The 17,403-nt window shown below is 64.3% G+C and carries 14 protein-coding genes and 1 pseudogene; 5 read left to right on the forward strand and 10 right to left on the reverse strand.

Features of this window, described 5'->3' with window-relative positions:
• The first annotated feature begins 375 nt into the window (after positions 1 to 375).
• On the forward strand, positions 376 to 2,841 hold the full coding sequence (locus QTI24_RS25190) for a DUF6351 family protein (protein ID WP_286604113.1): 2,466 nt from the start codon (positions 376 to 378) through the stop codon (positions 2,839 to 2,841).
• A 232-nt stretch (positions 2,842 to 3,073) separates the two neighbouring features.
• On the opposite strand, the pseudogene QTI24_RS31535 reads toward QTI24_RS25190, so the two are convergent.
• A pseudogene (locus QTI24_RS31535) lies at positions 3,074 to 3,280 on the reverse strand (DUF4287 domain-containing protein); the annotation flags it as partial.
• 62 nt (positions 3,281 to 3,342) lie between these two features.
• Complete coding sequence (locus QTI24_RS25195) at positions 3,343 to 3,792, reverse strand: VOC family protein (protein ID WP_286604114.1); 450 nt, start codon at positions 3,790 to 3,792, stop codon at positions 3,343 to 3,345.
• 206 nt (positions 3,793 to 3,998) lie between these two features.
• Between QTI24_RS25195 and pdxR the strand changes: the two genes are divergently transcribed.
• Positions 3,999 to 5,441 (forward strand): MocR-like pyridoxine biosynthesis transcription factor PdxR, encoded by a 1,443-nt coding sequence (gene pdxR / locus QTI24_RS25200; protein ID WP_286604115.1) that lies wholly within the window; start codon positions 3,999 to 4,001, stop codon positions 5,439 to 5,441.
• Positions 5,442 to 5,662: 221 nt separating this feature from the next.
• Here pdxR and QTI24_RS25205 read toward each other — a convergent pair whose 3' ends face one another.
• Entirely contained in the window at positions 5,663 to 5,938 is a 276-nt protein-coding gene (locus QTI24_RS25205) for a hypothetical protein (protein ID WP_286604116.1), read from the reverse strand.
• Positions 5,939 to 6,385: 447 nt separating this feature from the next.
• Positions 6,386 to 7,258, reverse strand: coding sequence for a LysR substrate-binding domain-containing protein (locus tag QTI24_RS25210; RefSeq protein WP_286604117.1), 873 nt, complete (start codon positions 7,256 to 7,258; stop codon positions 6,386 to 6,388).
• Positions 7,259 to 7,385: 127 nt separating this feature from the next.
• Here QTI24_RS25210 and QTI24_RS25215 point away from each other — a divergent pair, with 127 nt between their 5' ends.
• Together QTI24_RS25215 and QTI24_RS25220 are read left to right on the forward strand one after the other, a co-directional pair.
• Positions 7,386 to 9,347 carry an aconitase family protein gene (locus QTI24_RS25215; RefSeq protein ID WP_286604118.1) on the forward strand — a complete coding sequence of 654 codons (1,962 nt, stop codon included), beginning with the start codon at positions 7,386 to 7,388 and terminating at the stop codon, positions 9,345 to 9,347.
• Between the two features lie 8 nt (positions 9,348 to 9,355).
• On the forward strand, positions 9,356 to 10,372 hold the full coding sequence (locus QTI24_RS25220) for a Bug family tripartite tricarboxylate transporter substrate binding protein (RefSeq protein ID WP_286604119.1): 1,017 nt from the start codon (positions 9,356 to 9,358) through the stop codon (positions 10,370 to 10,372).
• Between the two features lie 528 nt (positions 10,373 to 10,900).
• Here QTI24_RS25220 and QTI24_RS25230 read toward each other — a convergent pair.
• On the reverse strand, positions 10,901 to 11,170 hold the full coding sequence (locus QTI24_RS25230; RefSeq protein WP_286604120.1) for a hypothetical protein: 270 nt from the start codon (positions 11,168 to 11,170) through the stop codon (positions 10,901 to 10,903).
• 222 nt (positions 11,171 to 11,392) lie between these two features.
• On the opposite strand from QTI24_RS25230, the gene QTI24_RS25235 reads away from it, so the two are divergent.
• A complete protein-coding gene (locus tag QTI24_RS25235) occupies positions 11,393 to 11,902 on the forward strand; it encodes a methyltransferase family protein (RefSeq protein WP_286604121.1) in 510 nt (169 codons plus the stop codon).
• A 170-nt stretch (positions 11,903 to 12,072) separates the two neighbouring features.
• Here QTI24_RS25235 and QTI24_RS25240 read toward each other — a convergent pair whose 3' ends face one another.
• The 5 genes from QTI24_RS25240 to QTI24_RS25260 form a co-directional block, all read right to left on the reverse strand.
• The gene (locus tag QTI24_RS25240; protein ID WP_286604122.1) at positions 12,073 to 12,468 is read right to left on the reverse strand and encodes a tautomerase family protein; all 396 of its coding nucleotides are present in this window, start codon (positions 12,466 to 12,468) and stop codon (positions 12,073 to 12,075) included.
• A 173-nt stretch (positions 12,469 to 12,641) separates the two neighbouring features.
• The gene (locus QTI24_RS25245; protein WP_286604123.1) at positions 12,642 to 13,286 is read right to left on the reverse strand and encodes a DUF938 domain-containing protein; all 645 of its coding nucleotides are present in this window, start codon (positions 13,284 to 13,286) and stop codon (positions 12,642 to 12,644) included.
• A 527-nt stretch (positions 13,287 to 13,813) separates the two neighbouring features.
• A complete protein-coding gene (locus QTI24_RS25250; RefSeq protein WP_286604124.1) occupies positions 13,814 to 14,581 on the reverse strand; it encodes an SDR family NAD(P)-dependent oxidoreductase in 768 nt (255 codons plus the stop codon).
• Positions 14,578 to 15,855, reverse strand: a complete 1,278-nt coding sequence (locus QTI24_RS25255; RefSeq protein WP_286604125.1) for an MFS transporter — start codon at positions 15,853 to 15,855, stop codon at positions 14,578 to 14,580. Before QTI24_RS25255 ends, QTI24_RS25250 begins: the two co-directional genes overlap by 4 nt.
• Positions 15,852 to 17,399: a GMC oxidoreductase gene (locus QTI24_RS25260; RefSeq protein ID WP_286604126.1), complete on the reverse strand. Its 1,548-nt coding sequence runs from the start codon at positions 17,397 to 17,399 to the stop codon at positions 15,852 to 15,854. The genes QTI24_RS25255 and QTI24_RS25260 overlap by 4 nt, the downstream gene beginning before the upstream one ends.
• Between the last annotated feature and the right edge of the window lie 4 nt (positions 17,400 to 17,403).

Genomic DNA, 17,403 nt, shown 5'->3' on the forward strand with positions numbered 1-17,403 from the left:
TGGTTAGGTCCTATCCGCCATCCCGCGAATTACGCGTTCAAATGCGTCGTTCGAACGCTGAGCAGATCGCCTTCTTACATTCCGTTTCACCTGAAAGCGACAGCCACGAACCGAAGTCTCGCGCCGCGATCTCAACGTCGCGCGCAGGAGCAGTTCGCTGGAAGCGGTGGTCGAGGGGGCCTGCATCGCGCGCGATGACGCGCACGGATGACGGAGCTGCCTCGGTTGCGCATCAGATTCGGAACCTATGTTCAGGTGACGCAAAAACGTCTAGCCTTTGCGCGGCCGCGTCCTGTACGCGAGCAATCCGCAGCCAACGGCCGGCCACCCGGCTCTGGCAACGACAACAAGGGCCTGCGTGCCCGAGGAGACACGATGACATCCAAAGGTCTGACGGCCGCATCGGCCGTGTGTGTAGTGCTGTTGGCTTCCTGCGGCGGAGGCAGCAGTGGCGGAGGCTCCGGATCAGGCGGCGGCACCGGCACAAGTAGTTCGAAGAGCAGCGCCGACGTCGACGCCGCGCAGCAGGCGAAAGCGCAGAACGACAAGGAGAACGGCAATAGCGTGCGTCTGCGCGTGTTGTCGAGCGCGCCCGAGTTTGTCTCGGGCGGCGATGCGCGCATCGAGGTCCGCACCGCGCCGGGCCTGCGCGACAAGCTGGAGCTGTGGCTCAACGGCACGCGCCTGGATGTGAAGCTCGCCGAAACCGCGGTCGGCCTCGAAGGCTTGATCAGCGGCCTGAAGCTGGGGGCGAACACGCTGGAGGTCCGCCATCGGAACGGCAATGGGCAGGGGCGCGACCAGCTCACGCTGACCAACTACCCGATCACGGGCCCGATGTTCACCGGGCCGCAGCAGACGCCCTTCGTCTGCACCACGATCCAGGGGGCCGTGGGCAAGCAGCCGCGGGTGGACAGCGCTGTGCCGCCGGGCTACCCGGTGCGCGATGCGCAGGGCACCTTGCTGGGCTACAGCCAGGACTGCTCTATCGACACCTTCGTCAGCTACCAGTACCGCAGCACGGCAGGCGCGCTCAAGCCGCTGCCGGCCGACGGCACGCGGCCCTCCGACATGGGCCAGGCAACCCTGGCAGACGGCCGGACGGTGGACTTCGTCGTGCGGCGCGAGATCGGCAGCATCAACCGCTTCCTCTACAGCATCGCGATGCTCGCGCCCATGCCGGCGGCGGACAACGTCGCGCAGGCCGACACTTCGCTGTGGAACGGCAAGCTGCTTTACTGGTTCCAGGGCGGCGTGGCGATCGGCCACAGCCAGGGGACGGTGCATGGCGGCTCGATGAACCTCGACGTGCTCGGCCGCGGCTGGGCCATCGTCCATTCGAGCGGCAACAACACCGGCACGCACTACAACATGAACCTCGCCGGCGAAACCGCGATGATGACCAAGGAGCGCTTCATTGAGCGCTATGGCGCGCCCGTCTACACCGTCGGCCTGGGCGGCTCGGGCGGCGCGATCCAGCAGTACATGATCGCGCAGAACAACCCCGGCGTGCTCGACGGCCTGCTGCCCGTTCAGAGCTACCCCGACATGGTCACGCAGACCATCCACGTCGGCGACTGCGAATTGCTGGAGCACTACATGGACGCGACCGACCGTGCCAACGGCAAGTGGGGCGTGACCAAGAACCGCACGTGGCTGGTGGGCATGAATGCGGAGGAGAACCCCGACGGCGGGCCGAACGCGCGCGTGAACGATGCGCTCGCGCCGCTGAAGATCGCGCTGGGCTACAGCACCGCAAAGGGCAGCACCGAATGCGTGCCGGCGTGGCGCGGCCTCACGCCGTTGTCGATGAACCCCTGGTACGGCCAGGCGCCCAACCAGCAGTTGTACGAGCCGCAAAGCGACATTGCGGCCATCCGCTGGACCCACTACGACGACCTGCGCAATGTCTACGGCGTGGACGCCAGCGGCGCGGCCCGCACGACCTGGGACAACGTGGGCGTGCAATACGGCCTCAAGTCCCTGCGAGCGGGCCACATCACGATGGACGAGTTCGTGCACCTGAACTGGCACGTGGGCGGCTGGAAGCATCCGAGTGACATGGTGCAGGAAGGCTTTCCCTTCTTCGGCACGACGCAGTCGGAGATCAACAAAGCGCTGTCGCAACCCGGTTACTTCGACCCCTGGAGTCGTCGCAACATGCGGTTGACCGCGGCCGATGCGCCGGCGCCGCGCACAGCGGGTGATCCGCTCGCGATGCGGGCGGCCTACACCTCGGGGCATGTGTTCACCGGGCGTCTGGACGTACCGGCCATCGATCATCGCCAGTACATGGAACGCGAACTGGACATGCACAACAGCCACCAGTCCTTCGCCGTGCGGCAGCGCGTGCTGCAGAAGATGGGTCACAGCGACAACCTGGTCGTGTGGTTCACCGACACCACGCCCGGCACGCCCAAGGCAAGCCAGTCGATGCAGGCGCTCGACGTCATGGACCAGTGGCTCGCGAACATGCGCACGAATCCTGCGGGTGGCATCGTGGGCAACAAGCCGACCGATGCCGTGGACGCCTGTTTCAACCTGCAAGGCCAGCGCATGAGCGCGGGCGGCGGCGTCTGGACCGGCATCTTGGACAGTCAGCCCGCAGGCGCATGCACGCAAAGCTTCCCGCTTTACGGCACGTCGCGCACGGTGGCCGGTGCGCCGATCGAGGGCGGCATCTACCGCTGCGCGCTCAAGCCGGTGGACAAGGCTCTGACTGACGGCACCTATGGCAATTCGGCGCCCAGTGCCCAGCAGGTGGAGCAACTCAAGCGCATCTTCCCGGAGGGGGTGTGCGACTACACGCAACCAGACCGGGCGCGGCCGGCTGCCGGGTGAGGAGGCGGCGCTCAACAGAGCGCCGCTTCAGGGCATCTCGGCGGGCTCTGACGCAATGCGATGCTCCAGCACCGTGTCCCGCCTGGCGGGCAGCGGTGCGCCCGGTCAGCCACTTGGAGATGCCCGGTGCGTTGTGCGCCGTGCCATCGCTGGGGCTTCCCTGGACCACCGCATGAAGCTCCGGATCTGTGGGAAGGCGCCAGGTGCGCCCGTCATTTCGGATTCGCTACGATCATGAGGTGCGCTTCCTGCTGGGGGCTCGGGGCGCCGGCGTTGCTCTTTGCGCGAGCGGAACCCAGCCGTTGCGCTGACAGGCTTCCCAGACCGCCATCGCGTGCCCATGACCGAGCCCCGACGTGGATTTCAGCCACGCGATGAACTGCATCGTCTTCGTCTCGGGATGCAGAACGCCGCTGCGCACGGCCTCGTCGAAGAAGTCCTTGGGGGTCCTTGCCGGTCTTGGCCCGGATGTTGGTGATGTACCCCTCGAGCGTCATGTGCTCATCCGAACGCAATGGACTCCCCATTGACACCCCAGCACACGCCGAAGCGATCAGTGAGCATGCCGAAGGTTTTGGCCCAGAACGCCGGCGCCAGCGGCATCGTCACCTGACCGCCCTGCGACAGCGCGTGGAAGGCGCCGTGCGCCTGGTCGACGGTGTCGTACTGGATGGCCAGCATTGCGCCCTTCACGCCCTCGTACGGCATGCCTGGTGGCACATCGCCGGCGAACAGCTTCGCGCCACCGGGCAGCGCCAAGCACGCATGCATGATGCTGTTGCCGGTGGGGCGCGGGCCGTCGCCGCAACCGTCGGCGCCCGCGGGTGATGCGGGCATGTCGTCGTAACTCATCATCGATTCGATCTTGGCGCCGAGCGCCTTCTCGTAGAAGGCGAAGACCTCGCGGGTGTTGCCTCCAAAGCTCAAGTAGGGGGTCAGGGTCGTGGACATGGTGTGCTCCCGGGATGGGCCGACATGGCCCGTCGAGTGGCACCAAGATTACGCATTCAGGCCGATGAATAAAGTACCAATCCACGCCGACACTCCGGTGCCAATTGGTGGGCCCGAACGGCCGGGCCCGACTTCCGCTGAAGTGGCCCCATTGGCCTGCCACATCGGTATGCTGGTCGGCACCAGTTCGGACAGCGTCTCGGACCATGTTCTTGCAGTTTGATGGAAATGGCGTGCTCTACGCGCAGCTGGCGCGGGCACTCAAGCGTGCAATCCTTCATGGCCAGCTGAAGGCTGGTGCAGCCCTGCCTGCGACGCGCGTGCTGGCCGCGGAGTTGGGGCTGTCGCGCAATACCGTGATCACAGCCTACGAGATGCTGTGTGCTGAGCAGTTGGCGGTGGCCAGAGTCGGCTCCGGCACCTTTGTGGCGACCTCGGCGGTTTTGGGTGACAGGCCGTCGATCAAGGCGCAGGTTCCGGCCCAGACACGCTACGCCGCCCGCTTACGGGGCTTGCCGGCACTGACGCTTCGCCGCGTCGCTCAGCGCCTGCGTTACGACCTGCACTACGGCGAGCCCTTGGTCGACCCGCCACTGGTCAACGCATGGCGGCGCGAGCTGTCACAGGCGGTGGGCGCAAGGGATTGGGGTTACCCGCCAAGCGTTGGCCTGCGTGTGCTGCGTCAGGCCATCAGCGAGTATCTCGCACGGCGGCGCGGCGTCGTGTGCGACGCCGATGACGTGGTGGTCGTCAGCGGGACGCAGCAGGCAGTCTCTCTGCTCGCTCGGGTGTTGATCGACGAAGGGTCGCTCGTCGCGATTGAGGATCCCGGGTACGAATTCGCATCGCGCGCGTTGCAGGCTCATGGCGCGCGCCTGCTGCCGGTAAAGGTCGACGCCGAGGGTTTGCGGGTTGAGGTCCTACCACGGGGAAGCGGCGTCCGCATGGTCCTGGTTACGCCGTCGCACCAATTCCCATCCGGCGCCGTGATGTCACTGGCGCGGCGAACAACCTTGCTCGAATACGCTGCTCTACGCGGCTGCTGGGTGGTCGAAGACGACTACGACGGCGAGTTCCGCTACGACGGTGTCGCCATCCCGGCACTTCGATCGCTCGATGTCCACGACCGGGTGATCTACGTCGGCAGCTTCTCGAAGGTGCTTTTCCCGGGGCTGCGCCTTGGCTATGTGGTCTGCCCAAGGGGCGTGCGCGATGATCTCATCGCCGCCAAGCTGCACGACGACCTGGGTTGCGGCAGCATCGAGCAGACAGCACTGGCCGAGCTGATGCAAAGCGGCGCGTTCGATCGTCATTTGCGCCATGCTTCAGCGGAATTGCGCCGCCGCCGCGCGACGTTGCTGGACGGTCTGCGCGAGCATTGCAGCACGCATCTGGTGGTCAACGACTCACGCGCCGGCATGCATGTGGTTGGTTGGCTGCCGGGCTGGACTTCGCGCCAGGTCGAAGCGCTGGCCGCGCACGCAGCGGAGCGCGGTTTGGGGCTGCATCCGATCGCACCACACTACCGGCGTCAGCCCGCACCGCAGGGCCTGCTCCTGGGGTACGCCGCACTGTCCGCCAAACAGTTGCGTGCAGCGACGGCACTGCTGGGGGAGTGCCTGGGCAAGATTGCCGACCAAACAGCATAGCGGCACTCACGTTGCTTGAGCCCTTGGACATGATGTAGGGCGACAAGACGGCGAAGTGGGTAAGGCTCAAAACTTGCCACCGGCCGCAAATCTTCATCTTGACGACTCCAATGTCCACACCCCCGCGATGCAGACGAGCGGCGGCCAGCGCGACCTGACCAAGTTCGCTCGCTTGATCCTGGCGGCGTCGATGATGGCCCGGTCGGGGACCTGACCGGAGCCTACGCGTTCTTGGCGCGCACGATGGTGTGCGTGACGGTCCACTTGCCCTCACCGTTCTCGTTCGCCATTATCGAGAGCATGTCGCGGTGCCACCCCTCTTCGCTGACATGTGAGAACTTGCCCCAGGCGCTGGACCGGCCGTCGCTGGACGCGGTGCCCCGGTCGAAGCTCCAGGCGCCGTCCTTGATCTCAGGGTCGGTTGCGCGGTGCCGAAGGACGGCGGTGGCCGCGGGACCGGCAGCGGCGAACTTGTCTTGCGAAGCGAACGCGAACATGGGCGAGAAGTGTATGGGATGGCGGTCCGCTAGTCTCAGTTGCCGACCACGACACTCGACCGCCGCTGGCGAGCCACTGCGCCGTCTTCTGCAAAGCGGAGGCAGTCATTGGCGCTTCGGAAGGGCGCGCCTCCTTGACCTTAATGGCCGGCGACGAAGGGTACCCTTCCCTTCCCTTCCCTTCCCTTCCCTTTCCTTTCCTTTCCTTTCCTTTCCTTAACGAGCACCACGTCGTGCTGCGGCGACGCAGCGGTTGCTGCCCCTCCCTGCCACCGAGGGAAATCACGCTGCGTCACCCGGTTCGAAGCCTGATCGAGAGGCGCCCCTTCACGTCGCCGGAGTGCTAGTCCGGGCCCCCTGCTGCCTTACGAGACGTCGTGATGTATGTCAGGAATGCGCACGGCAGCGGGCATTGAGATTGACGGCACAACCTGCGCTGAAAAGTCCTCAATGCTCCTGGGTTGCTCGCTGCGCCTTGGCACCTGACTGCACCCAGGAGAAAAACCGCGCGACTGCAGGGTCGTGCCGACCCCGGGCCGGACAAACGAGGAAGTGTTTCCTTCCGGTCGACACGACCTGCTTGAAAGGCGCGACAAGACGGCCTGATGCCAGATCCTCTTCCACGAACTCAGGCTGCGCGATGCCGACACCCAGCCCCTCGATCGCAGCCTGGTACATCAGCAGAGAAAAACTGAACTCAATTTGATTGGCCGGCTTGAGTTGGGGCGCGCCCATGAGGCGGAACCACAGGGGCCAATCGTCGGGACGATTGGCGCTGTGAAGCAAGGTCATTGTGGCCAGTTCGGAAACCCGCGACTTTCGCCTGCCCCACAGGCGCGGTGAACACACAAGGATCCCGGCTTCGTCCATGACGGAAATGCCATGCAATCCTGGATCCGGCTCGGATGCTCGTTGCATGCCGACATCGACATCCTCCGATTCGAAGTCCACGGCCTGCACGCTGGTGTTGATGTGCAGTTCCAACTGCGGATGCAGGACCTGAAAGCCCGGCAGCCGCGGCATCAACCACTTCATGGCGAAGGTTGGCGGCAGCTTGAATTGCAGCGCCTGCCCGTCCCCGCCGCGTGAGACCCGCTGCAGCGTGCGCTCCAACGCGCCGAAGCTCCGCTGGCAAGCGGCAGCCAGCAATTCACCGTGCCCTGTGAGGCGCAGCGACCGTCCGCTGCGCTCGACCAGACGCTTGCCCACGCGCTCCTCCAACTGGGCCACCTGCTGGCTCACCGCGCTCTGAGTGACATGGAGCGCCTCCGCGGCTCGGGTGTAGCTGAGTTGCTCAGCGACCTTCTCGAACGCGCGCAACGCCGTGAGCGGTAGATTTGACATTAGTTCAGCTTATATGAACTCAGGAAGTCTAACTTGTCCTTCGGTGGCAACTGAGCAGAATTCAGGTTGACGCAGCAATTGAACTTATACAAGGAGACTATTCTTGTCCACCGCTTCCGCAACAGCGCCAAGTCTTCGGTTCGACGGGCGCATCCTGTTTCTGTCCCAGGACCCGCAGATCATCGATCGCCAGCTCGCTGGCGAGGACCTGTCGCTCGACATGGCGTTGCCGTTGCGCACGGACGTTTCGACCGATGAGATCACGCCCGCGAACATTTGCTACTACTACGACGAGAAGCTCGGCGAGTTCCCCTACCTCGGGCTCAAGTGCGGCGACCGGACGCCCATGAAGGCCGGCAGTGTCAAGGCCGGTGGGTTCCAGGTGACCGTTGCGGGCCGCCGCTACGGCAAGGGATCGTCGCGCGAGGCCAGCCCGTTTGCGGAGCTGTGCGCGGGAATTCGCCTGGTCATTGCGGAGAGCTTTGAGCGGATCTATCGGCAGAACTGCCGCAATCTCGGCCTCCTCACCTCCACCGATTTCGGGCTCATCGAGCGCATCCGCTGCGGCGAAAGCATTCCGATCGATGAGTTCACACGAGGGGAGGAGGAGCTCACGGCCGAACTGATCCGGCGCGGCGGGCTCTTCAAACTATCGCAGGCGCGACGCGCGGGCTGGGCTCCGCAGATGCACGCCGTTGCGCCGCGCCCGATGACCTACGCGGAAAAGATCATCTCGCGGGCGCGAGGAGGCGAGCAGCCTGTACGGCCAGGCGAATCGCTGTTCGTCAGGGCGGATTGGCGCTATTCCCACGAGTACGTGACCCCCATGTCGGTCACGGTCCTGGAACGCGCCACCGGCGGAGACTTCCGGCTCAAGGATCCGCAGGGCATCCTCTGCTTCTCCGACCATCTCACCTTCGTACATCACAGCATGCCCGCGGAGCGCAAGGCCATCGGGCTTCTCGATGCCGCGCAGAACCTGCAGCGCGTGCAGCAGCTGTTCTGCGAGAAGCACGGCCTCCGGCTGCATGGACTGCTGCGCGATCGCGAAGGCTCAGAAGGCATCAGCCATTCGATCATGGCCGAGCGATACGTGCTTCCCGGCCAAGTGGCGGCGGGCACCGATTCGCACACGACGCATTGCGGCGCGCTCGGCGCACTGGCTTTCGGTGTGGGCGCGACGGAGATCGCCAATTCATGGGTCACTGGCGAGGTGCGCCTCGAAGTGCCCCGTGTCTGCAAGGTGCTGCTCAAGGGCCGCCTGCGCCCGGGCGTGGAGGCCAAGGACATCGCGCTGCACATCTTGCGCACCCCTCATGTGCGCGAGGGCCACGCCATCGGGCAAGTATTCGAGTACACGGGTGAAGCACTGGCCGTATTGCCTACCGACGAGCGGGCCACCTTGACCAACATGGTCGCTGAAATGGGCGGCTTCACCGGGATCGTCGCGCCCGACGAGGAGACGCGCCGCTTCTTGCGCGAGCGCCGCGGGATTGATTTTCGCATCGAGCCCTGGATGTGCAGCGACCACGGCGCCGCGGTCGCGCACACGATCGAGATCGATTGCTCACGGCTGGAGCCGATGCTGGCAAGGCCCGGCGACCCGGGCAGTGGCGTGACCGTCTTCGAATTGAGGGGACAAGTTCCCATTGACATCGCATATGGCGGTTCGTGCACAGGCGGCAAGCGCGAAGACCTGCGCCACTGCCATGAGGTCCTGGAGTGGGCAGTGGGACACAACTTGAAGGTGCATTCAGGGACCCGCTTCATCGTCCAGTTCGGTAGCCAGGACGTCCGCGATTTCTGCTTGCGCGAGGGCATGTTCGAGGTGTTCAGCCGCGCCGGCGTCGAGCTGATCGAACCGGGCTGCGGCGCCTGCGTCAACGCCGGCCCCGGCGTATCAGACCGGACGGACCAAGTGACAGTCAGCTCCATCAACAGGAACTTCCCGGGCCGGTCCGGTCCGGGGAGGCTCTGGCTGGCGAGCCCCAGCACGGTGGCAGCGAGCGCCATCGCCGGCCGCATCGTGAGCTTCGATCAATTGCGTGCCCTGTTTGGCGAATGACGCCTTCCATGGCACCCGAAACCCTAAAACCTAAGGAGACAAGCATGCAATCTACGAATCGTCGCGCATTCATCGGTGGACTCGCTGCCACTGCGATCCTGATCACGCACCCCATCATGGTCACCGCTCAGGGGGCCAACAGTCCCTTGCGGATCATCGTTCCCGCGAGCGCCGGCTCCGGCCAGGATGTCATGGTTCGGTCCGCTCAGAACGCAATGAGCAAGGCGCTGGACCGCCCTGTCATCGTGGAGAACCTGCCCGGCTCCGGTGGGATCATCGGCACGCAGCAGCTCGTCAAGGCCGCGCCGGACGGCAACACGATTGCGTTCGTCTCCAACAACCACACCGTCAACCCGGCCGTCTACAAGAAGATGCCGTACGACAGCCTGAAAGACATCACGCCGATCACGATCGTCGGGGAGACGCCGTTCTTGCTCGTGGTCAATCCGCAAAGGCTGCCGGTCAATAGCGCCAAGGAGATGGTTGCGCTGCTCAAGGCCAAGCCGGACCAATACAACTTCGGTTCATCCGGCAACGGCACCATTCTTCACCTTGCCGCCGAGATGTTCGTCGACGGGGCGGGGGTGAAGGCTCGCCACATCCCTTACAAGGGCGCCGGACAGATGATCACCGACTTGATAGGTGGCCAGGTCGATTTCGGGGTGCTCGCGGTTCCTGCTGTACAGGCGCACCTCAAGGCCGGGACCTTGCGGGCGGTGGCGGCGACTGGCGCAATAAGGGTGCCTTCCTTCGCGAATATTCCGACGCTACAGGAGCAAGGAATCAACGTCACTGTGGGCGGCTGGCTCGCCGCAATCGGACCGGCCAAGCTCGCTCCGCCAGATGTGAAACGCCTGAACGAGGCCATCGTAACCGCGTGGACTTCGCCCGAGGTGAAGAAGGCGATGGCAGAACAGGAGAACATCATCAATCCCACCACGCCAGAAGCCGCCGTGTCGACCTTCAGCCGCGAACAAGCGCGTTATGCGGACGTGGTCCGCAAGGCCGGCGTGACGCTGGATTAACGCTTCCAACCACGAATTCGCATGCCCACGCGGCCGGGTTGGCGAGCGCAACCGCCATGGCGATGTACCTACCCATCGAGTTGCCGATGATGTGCACCTTGTCGAGGCTGACTGCGTCCATCAGGCCTTTGAGGGCGTGTGCGTTGAGGGCAAAACGCCTGGCGCAGCAAGAGCGCCAAGCCGGCGACAACGTTGCTCGTTCTCGTCGGGGCCAAGTGGTTGCTGTGCAATTCGGCTCGCTGCTCCGCCTCTCGATGCAGCTGCAGGCCTTGAGCTGCCGCTTGGCGCACGCGGAAGACCGGTGATGGCCGGCAGGCGTCACGCGGCCGCCCTACGGCGTTGCCATCTAGTCAGCTCTCACGCCTGGCGGGGCGCTGACTGGTGCCCATTTGCGCAAAATCGGCCCGCAATGTTTCTGAGAGCACATCAACGGCGCCGAAAGCTGGGCCGCCCAAGCCGGTGGGTCTGGGTGGGTCGAGCAGTACGCCTCGCACATCTCCTCCCGGCGCGCCTACCGGCGAGCGCTGCTCAGAATTGCGCCTGCCCATCGCCGGTGCGGTCATGAACCCAACGCATCGCCTGTTGCTCTGCGTGACGGATCGCTTCCGCCTCCGTGCCATACACAATTTCCTCGGTGTCGTTGGGCAGTTGCGTCTCTTCCTCATCCGCAGGAGTTCGAACAAGAACGACGATGGGTTGATATGCGCCGCGCGCCGGCTCTGCTCGTAGCTCAAAGCGGAAACCGCGATATTCGAGCGAGTGGCCATCGGAAATCGGAGTACTGGTGTCTGTTGGCATGGTTCTGGCCTCTTAAGGACGTCCTCGATGGTGCGCAAAGTTGGCGGCACGGTTGTGCAGGCGCGCACAGGCCCTTGTTGAAGGACAGCGCGCCGTGGCGGTAAACATCGTGCTGGGGATCACGCTCATGGGACGCTGGACGGGCACCCAGGCGAAAGCGGTTAGAGCTTGCGGCGTCGACGTGACGCCAGCGCTCGCCCATCCGCACGATTCGCGGCGGCGTTGTATGCTCCTATCGTGCAGCGCGCCGCCGCGATCATCGGTTCCGCGATCTTCCTGGTCATTGCTCCGGGCACGCTCGCCGTGTACGTCCCTTGGTACCTCACGCACTGGCACTTTGCGCCTCCGCTATTCCCGATCGCGCGCGTGCTCGGCGCCGCCCTGATCGTCGCCGGGTTGCCCATCTTGCTCGATTCGTTCGCTCGCTTCGCGTTGCAGGGCCTCGGCACACCGGCGCCCGTGATGCCTCCCAAGCGCCTCGTCGTCACCGGGCTCTATCGCTACGTCCGCAATCCGATGTACGTGGCAGTCACGGCGTTGATCGCCGGCCAGGGCCTCCTGTTCGGGAGCGTCGCGGCGCTGGGGTACGGCGCGATCGTGTGGGCCGGATTCTTCTTGTTCGTTGTCGCCTACGAAGAGCCTGCGCTGGGCGAGCAGTTCGGCGACGAGTACAAGCGCTATCGGGCGAACGTGAGGCGATGGTTACCGCGCATCACCCCATGGCGCGGGTAGGTGGTAAGAACGCCGCGTCGCGAAGAAGTGCATGACCGTTCTCCGCAACGGTCACCGTCTTTCGGCGCAGAAATTCGATCGGCGGCTCACAGGCAGAACCGGTAGTAGCCCCTGCGCTGCCCGATAAGCAGGACTCGGGCCAGGAGCAGCCATCCGAACTGCTGTCGGAATTAGGCTTCTCCCTGCTTCCAGTCTGGGCTGAAGCCACCCAGCGTGGGATGGTACATCTCGTCGCCATCATGCTGAGTGAATTCCACATTCAAGCGGTCCCCAGTGAGACCGAGCAGTTCGATGCAGTGAGCGCACAACGCTCTGGCCACCTCCATCCGAAGTTCGGCCGGCCGGCCCCGGCGGATGTCCAACATCAGCAAGGAGACTGGAACGGGAACCTCGCCCACCTCGGCGATGCGCCAAATTCCGCCCGCACCCAATTCTCGAATCGCTACGGATATTCGCCGAATGTCAACGCTCATCATCGAGGAGTAGGTCTCGCACATCCGAGCCGCGAGGCGCTGCTTCAAGTCCTTGGGATAGCTGTCATTTACGTCGAGTTGCAGGTAGGGCACGGAACCTCCTTGAAGAATCTAACGCTCGCATTCCGCCATAGGACCAGCAGAGATGGAGCCCTCGCATTCGATGCTGTGACCGGACCGAGGCGTCTGCAGAAAGCCTCGAGTGCCGGGTGCCGACGGGCTAAAGTCGGCCAGTTCCCGCCATTCGTGGCCGACAGCTTTGGTGCTCAAGCAAACCCGTCGATGAGGGCCCGCGCGCCGGGGGGTGCGTCGTTTGATTTCCGCCAGACCAGAGTGAAGTTGTTTGCCGGCATTGGTACGGCCTCCTCCAGCGCAAGGCCTTCATTGCCCGCCACTTCCACCACCTTGTCGATGTCGCGCACGCCCCAGAGAGGATTCCTTGCGCGCAGGCTCGCGTCGAACGCTTCATTGCTCTGCGACGTATGCGCGCCGCCGCGCATGTACGGGCCGTAGGTCACCAACACGCCACCGGCGGGCAGGATCCTGCCGACGCCCGCCATCAACGCGAGCGTGGCCTCCCACGGGGAGATGTGAATCACGTTGATGCACACGACCGCATCGGCCGCGGATACGGGCCAGGGATGCTTCGTGATATCGATGGCGAGGGGCGGCTTTACGTTCGACAGGTTGCCTTCGCTGACCCACGCCTCGATAGAAGCATGACGCTCCACGTCCATCTCGCTGGGCTGGAAAGTGAGGGCGGGCAAAGCCCTGGCGAAGTGCGCCACGTGCTGCCCGGTGCCGCTGCCGATCTCGAGCACGAGGCCGCGTGGCGGCAATACGCGCGCAAGTACCTCGAGGATCGGCTGCTTGTTGCGCTCGGGGGAGGGGGCGGTCTCGCGTGAGTCCATGCAGCGATGGTAAGCCTCACGTCGTGCTCGGCGCCTCAACCGCTCCGTCTGCTGTCTGCCGATGTGTGCCCTCCGCTGCGGGGACTTCCTTGAGGTCCCTGTGGACGGGCTCGGCCGGCAGCTTTGCGGCAACGAGATCAGGAAAGTGAATGTCTCTTCAGCCCTCCCTGCCTTCCACCAGCGCCCGATGTCCGACCGAAGTGCAGCGATTGCGGTCCTCCCTGCTGGGCGAACTCACACTGTGATGCCGATTTCGGTCATCCAGTTGCCAAGGAGATCCCGGTATCAACGACCGGTCCCAAGGTGTGCAGACATAGCCGATCGCTGACGTCACGCGGCCAGCGCGATTCCGATGTCGAAGGCAACCGAGTGGCCGCTATCCAAACAGTCGGAGTGTCAGTCCGGGCCCGAAGCCAGCCTCCGGGCCCGTTGGATTCGAGGCCTGAAAGCTGCCGTTGGCGACGAGACTACGTGAGTGCAAATCGGGCCAGTTCCCGGCGTCATCTGGAGTTCTTCGGAGCGACTCATCACAGTCCAGGACTGCTTTGCATGATCCCGCCGTCCACGAAGATCGTGGTGGCCGTCAGATAGCTCGCACCGTCGCTCGCGAGGAACGCCACGACGCTCGCGATTTCCTCCGAACGAGCCATGCGGCCCAACGGAATGGCCGAGTTGAGTTTCTTCAGCAGCACCGGATCGTTCATGGTCGAGAGGTTGATCGGCGTGGCCACGGCGCCAGGACCGACGCCGACGACGAGGATGTTGTGCGACGCCAGCTCGACGCCCGCCGTGCGCGTGAGCATGCGAATGCCGCCCTTCGAAAGGCAGTAGGCGGCGTTGCCCGGCATCGGCCAGTCCTCGTGCACGGAACTGACGTTGATGATGCGCCCTCCGCCCCCCTGCTTGATCATCTGCTGCGCGGCGAACTGGGTGCCGAAGAACGCGCTCTTGAGATTGATGGCGAGCACCTTGTCGTAGTCCGCCTCGCTCGTGTCGAGCACGGAGGTGCGAGTCTCGACCCCTGCGTTGTTGACCATGACGTCGACTCGGCGGAACCTCTTGACGGCAGTAGCGATCAGCCTTTGCAGGTCGGCGACCTTGCTCACGTCGGCTTGCACTCCGATCGCTTGGTCTCCCAAGGCGAGGACTTGCCTCTCCGTCGCTTCGGTCGCTTCGGGATGCACGACGTAGTCGATGACTACGTTGGCCCCTTGCTTGGCGAGCTCCAGCACGATGGCGAGACCGATGCCGCTGTTGCCGCCGGTGACGATGGCGACTTTGTCTTTCAGGTTCATGGTTGATCTCCTGGATGAGTGATGGTTGAGGGCTGGGTCGGACTTTGAATCGGCGCGCGCGCTACTTCCGTGACCAGTCGCGCTGGGTGGCGGGCGATGAGCGCGGCAAGCACGACGAGCGCCAGCGCGACGCCGGTGGTCGCTCCATAGATCGTGCCCAGACTCAATCCCAACCGTGACTCCAGAGGGCCGACGCCAAAGGCCGCGATCCCGTACCCGATCTGGTAGGACGCGATCAATCCCCCGGCCATCGATGCGGCGATGGCCTTGAGTTCCGCCTGACCGAAGCTGATGACCAGCGGCAGCAACGCCGAACAACCGAAGCCTGCGAGCGCAAAGGCCGGGATGCCGAAGAGCGGCTGGCTCGGCTGCAGGAAGGCAAGGACGGCAAAGCCCGCGGCCACGAGCAACGGCAGGACCTGGAAGACGGCGCGCTCGGGCAACCATTTCCCGACGAGGGCAAAGAGGACGCGCCCTGCCGTCACCATGCCCCAGAACACGGTGAGGGCGAGCGAGGCCTGCGTCGCATTTGCGCCCAGTTCCTTCGTCATGTAGAGCGAAGCCCAGTTGCCGTTCATCGTTTCGCAGACACCGTACAAGAGCGCGAATCCGGCGAACACCCAGAACCGAAAAGGAAGCTTCGTCGGCCCGCCCATGACCCCGGCGCCGTCCGCCTGCGCATCCGGACTGAGCGGCAAGCGCGCACTGAACAGGAGCAACCCCAGGATCAGCGCGCCAGCCAGCACCGGCAGTCCCCACCAGATGCCCAGACCGACGAACACCGCGACAAGCATCGGCGCCAGCGCAGTGCCTGACCCCAGCAGGGCGTTCAGCGCCAACACGGCCTTGTCCACCTTCGTTGGAAAGAAGGCGGCGGCGAGCGTGTTGAGCGTCGGCACCGTGAAACCGAAACCGACGCCGAGGCAGCCGGTGGCGACGAGCAGGACCGCGTAAGCAACCGCGTGCTCGCTCATCGCGAACCGGCTCAGAACGAGCAGCGCCATCGACGCCAGATTCGCAACGAGTCCGATCAAGAAGATGCGCTTGGCGCCGAGGCGGCGTGCCAAGCCGGCGCCCAGCAGGGAGGATCCGATGGCCGTCACCGCCTGGGGCACGAACATGCCACCGTATTCCGTCCTCGACAAACCGTAGCCCGTGGCGCTGGTGAAGACGACGCTCGCCGCCGGAAACGTGACCAATGCCACGCCCTGAATCAAGCCGGCACCGTACACGGCCGCGATTTCTCTGCGCCGTGCGAGCGGGTAATTTGTCATTGGATGCGGTGCAGCAGATGCTCGCCGACGCGCAAGGCGTTCGCGATGGCGGTCAACGACGGATTCACCGCCCCGATGCTTGGGAAAAAGCTCGTGTCCACGACGTACAGGTTGTCGAGCTCGTGCGCCTTGCAGTTGACGTCGAGGACGGAAGTTGCCGGGTCGATGCCGAACCGGCAGGTGCCGGCCTGGTGAGCGACGCCGGCGATGGGAATGTGCTTTCCCATGTAGAGGTTGTTCGGGATGAGGTGAGGATGCATGTCCATGTGCTCCAGCATCGACTGCAATTTCCTTTGTAGGCGATTGATCGGCTCCACGTTTGTGAACTCGTAGTGGAGTTGGATTTCACCTCCAGAATTCACGGACACGCGATTCTGCGGAAGCGGCAAGTCTTCGCTCGTGAGCCAGAAATCCACCGCGTGTCGGGCCATCTGATCCAACGTGAAGCCGGGCACGAACCGTGGCGCGTCTTCCTTGAACATCGGTCCCTGGGACTTGCCGAGCATCTGGATATTGCCGAGCGGATACTCGTAGTCCGTCGCACCGAAATAGAAATCGTTGATCGTGAGCGTCTTCTGGAACTCGGTCGGGTTCTCGTGCCGGGAAAGGGCGACCAGCGCGACCGCGTTGTGAAACATGAAGTGGCGACCCACCATGTCCGAACCGTTCGCCAGCCCGCGCGGATGTTTTTGATTCGCCGACATGAGCAACAGCCGTGCGGAATTGGCCGCACCGCAGGACACGACAATGAGGCTTCCGGTGTACTCCTCGCGCTGCCCATCGCGATGCACGATCACCTTGGTAACCGTGCGTCCGCTGGCGTCCGTTTCGAGGCGCTGGACATGAGCGTCTCTCTTCAGCGTCACGTTCGGGTACTGCAACGCGGGCCGCACGGCGATGACTTCAGCGTCCGCTTTCGCGTGGACGAGGCAGGGGTAGCCGTCGCAGGAATTGCAGCGTATGCACTGGCTGTGGGGACGGTCCGCCTCGTCGAGCAGGATGCCCGTCGGCGCGTACGCCGGCCGATAACCCGCACGCTTCAAGCCATCGGCGATCTCCTGCACACGCGGCTCGTGGCTCACGGGGGGAAATGCGTAGGGTGCGCTGGCCGGTGGATCGGTGGGGTCATCGCCGCGCTGACCATGGACGTGGTAAAGCGCTTCTGCCTGCGTGTAGTACGGCTCGAAATCGTCGTACCGAATCGGCCAGTCGGGCGTCGAGCCGTCGGCAGTGCGGTGCGCCGTGAAATCCCTCTCGCGCAAGCGAAACATCGCAGCGCCGAACATCTTGGTCGCGCCGCCGACGAAGTAATGGACGCCCGGCTGGAACGGCTTGCCGTCCGAGTCGTACCACGTGTCCTTCGACACGTAGCGGCTCTTCACGAAGACTTCGGTCGGATCCCAGTTCTGCTTTTCGCGCGGCAGATAGTCGCCGCGTTCGAGGATGAGAATTCGCTTGCCGGAAGGGGCCAGCTTGAGGGCGAGCGTGCCGCCGCCGGCCCCGCTGCCGATGATGATGAAATCGTAGTGATCATCGCTGCGCATGAGG

Source organism: Variovorax sp. J22P240, from assembly GCF_030316855.1.
GTDB lineage: Bacteria > Pseudomonadota > Gammaproteobacteria > Burkholderiales > Burkholderiaceae_C > Variovorax.

Coding starts and splice junctions, on each gene's coding strand:
- QTI24_RS25190 (WP_286604113.1), top strand. CDS start 376: ATGACATCCAAAGGTCTGACGGCCGCATCGGCCGTGTGTGTAGTGCTG.
- QTI24_RS25195 (WP_286604114.1), bottom strand. CDS start 3,792: ATGTCCACGACCCTGACCCCCTACTTGAGCTTTGGAGGCAACACCCGC.
- pdxR (WP_286604115.1), top strand. CDS start 3,999: ATGTTCTTGCAGTTTGATGGAAATGGCGTGCTCTACGCGCAGCTGGCG.
- QTI24_RS25205 (WP_286604116.1), bottom strand. CDS start 5,938: ATGTTCGCGTTCGCTTCGCAAGACAAGTTCGCCGCTGCCGGTCCCGCG.
- QTI24_RS25220 (WP_286604119.1), top strand. CDS start 9,356: ATGGCACCCGAAACCCTAAAACCTAAGGAGACAAGCATGCAATCTACG.
- QTI24_RS25230 (WP_286604120.1), bottom strand. CDS start 11,170: ATGCCAACAGACACCAGTACTCCGATTTCCGATGGCCACTCGCTCGAA.
- QTI24_RS25245 (WP_286604123.1), bottom strand. CDS start 13,286: ATGGACTCACGCGAGACCGCCCCCTCCCCCGAGCGCAACAAGCAGCCG.
- QTI24_RS25250 (WP_286604124.1), bottom strand. CDS start 14,581: ATGAACCTGAAAGACAAAGTCGCCATCGTCACCGGCGGCAACAGCGGC.
- QTI24_RS25255 (WP_286604125.1), bottom strand. CDS start 15,855: ATGACAAATTACCCGCTCGCACGGCGCAGAGAAATCGCGGCCGTGTAC.
- QTI24_RS25260 (WP_286604126.1), bottom strand. CDS start 17,399: ATGCGCAGCGATGATCACTACGATTTCATCATCATCGGCAGCGGGGCC.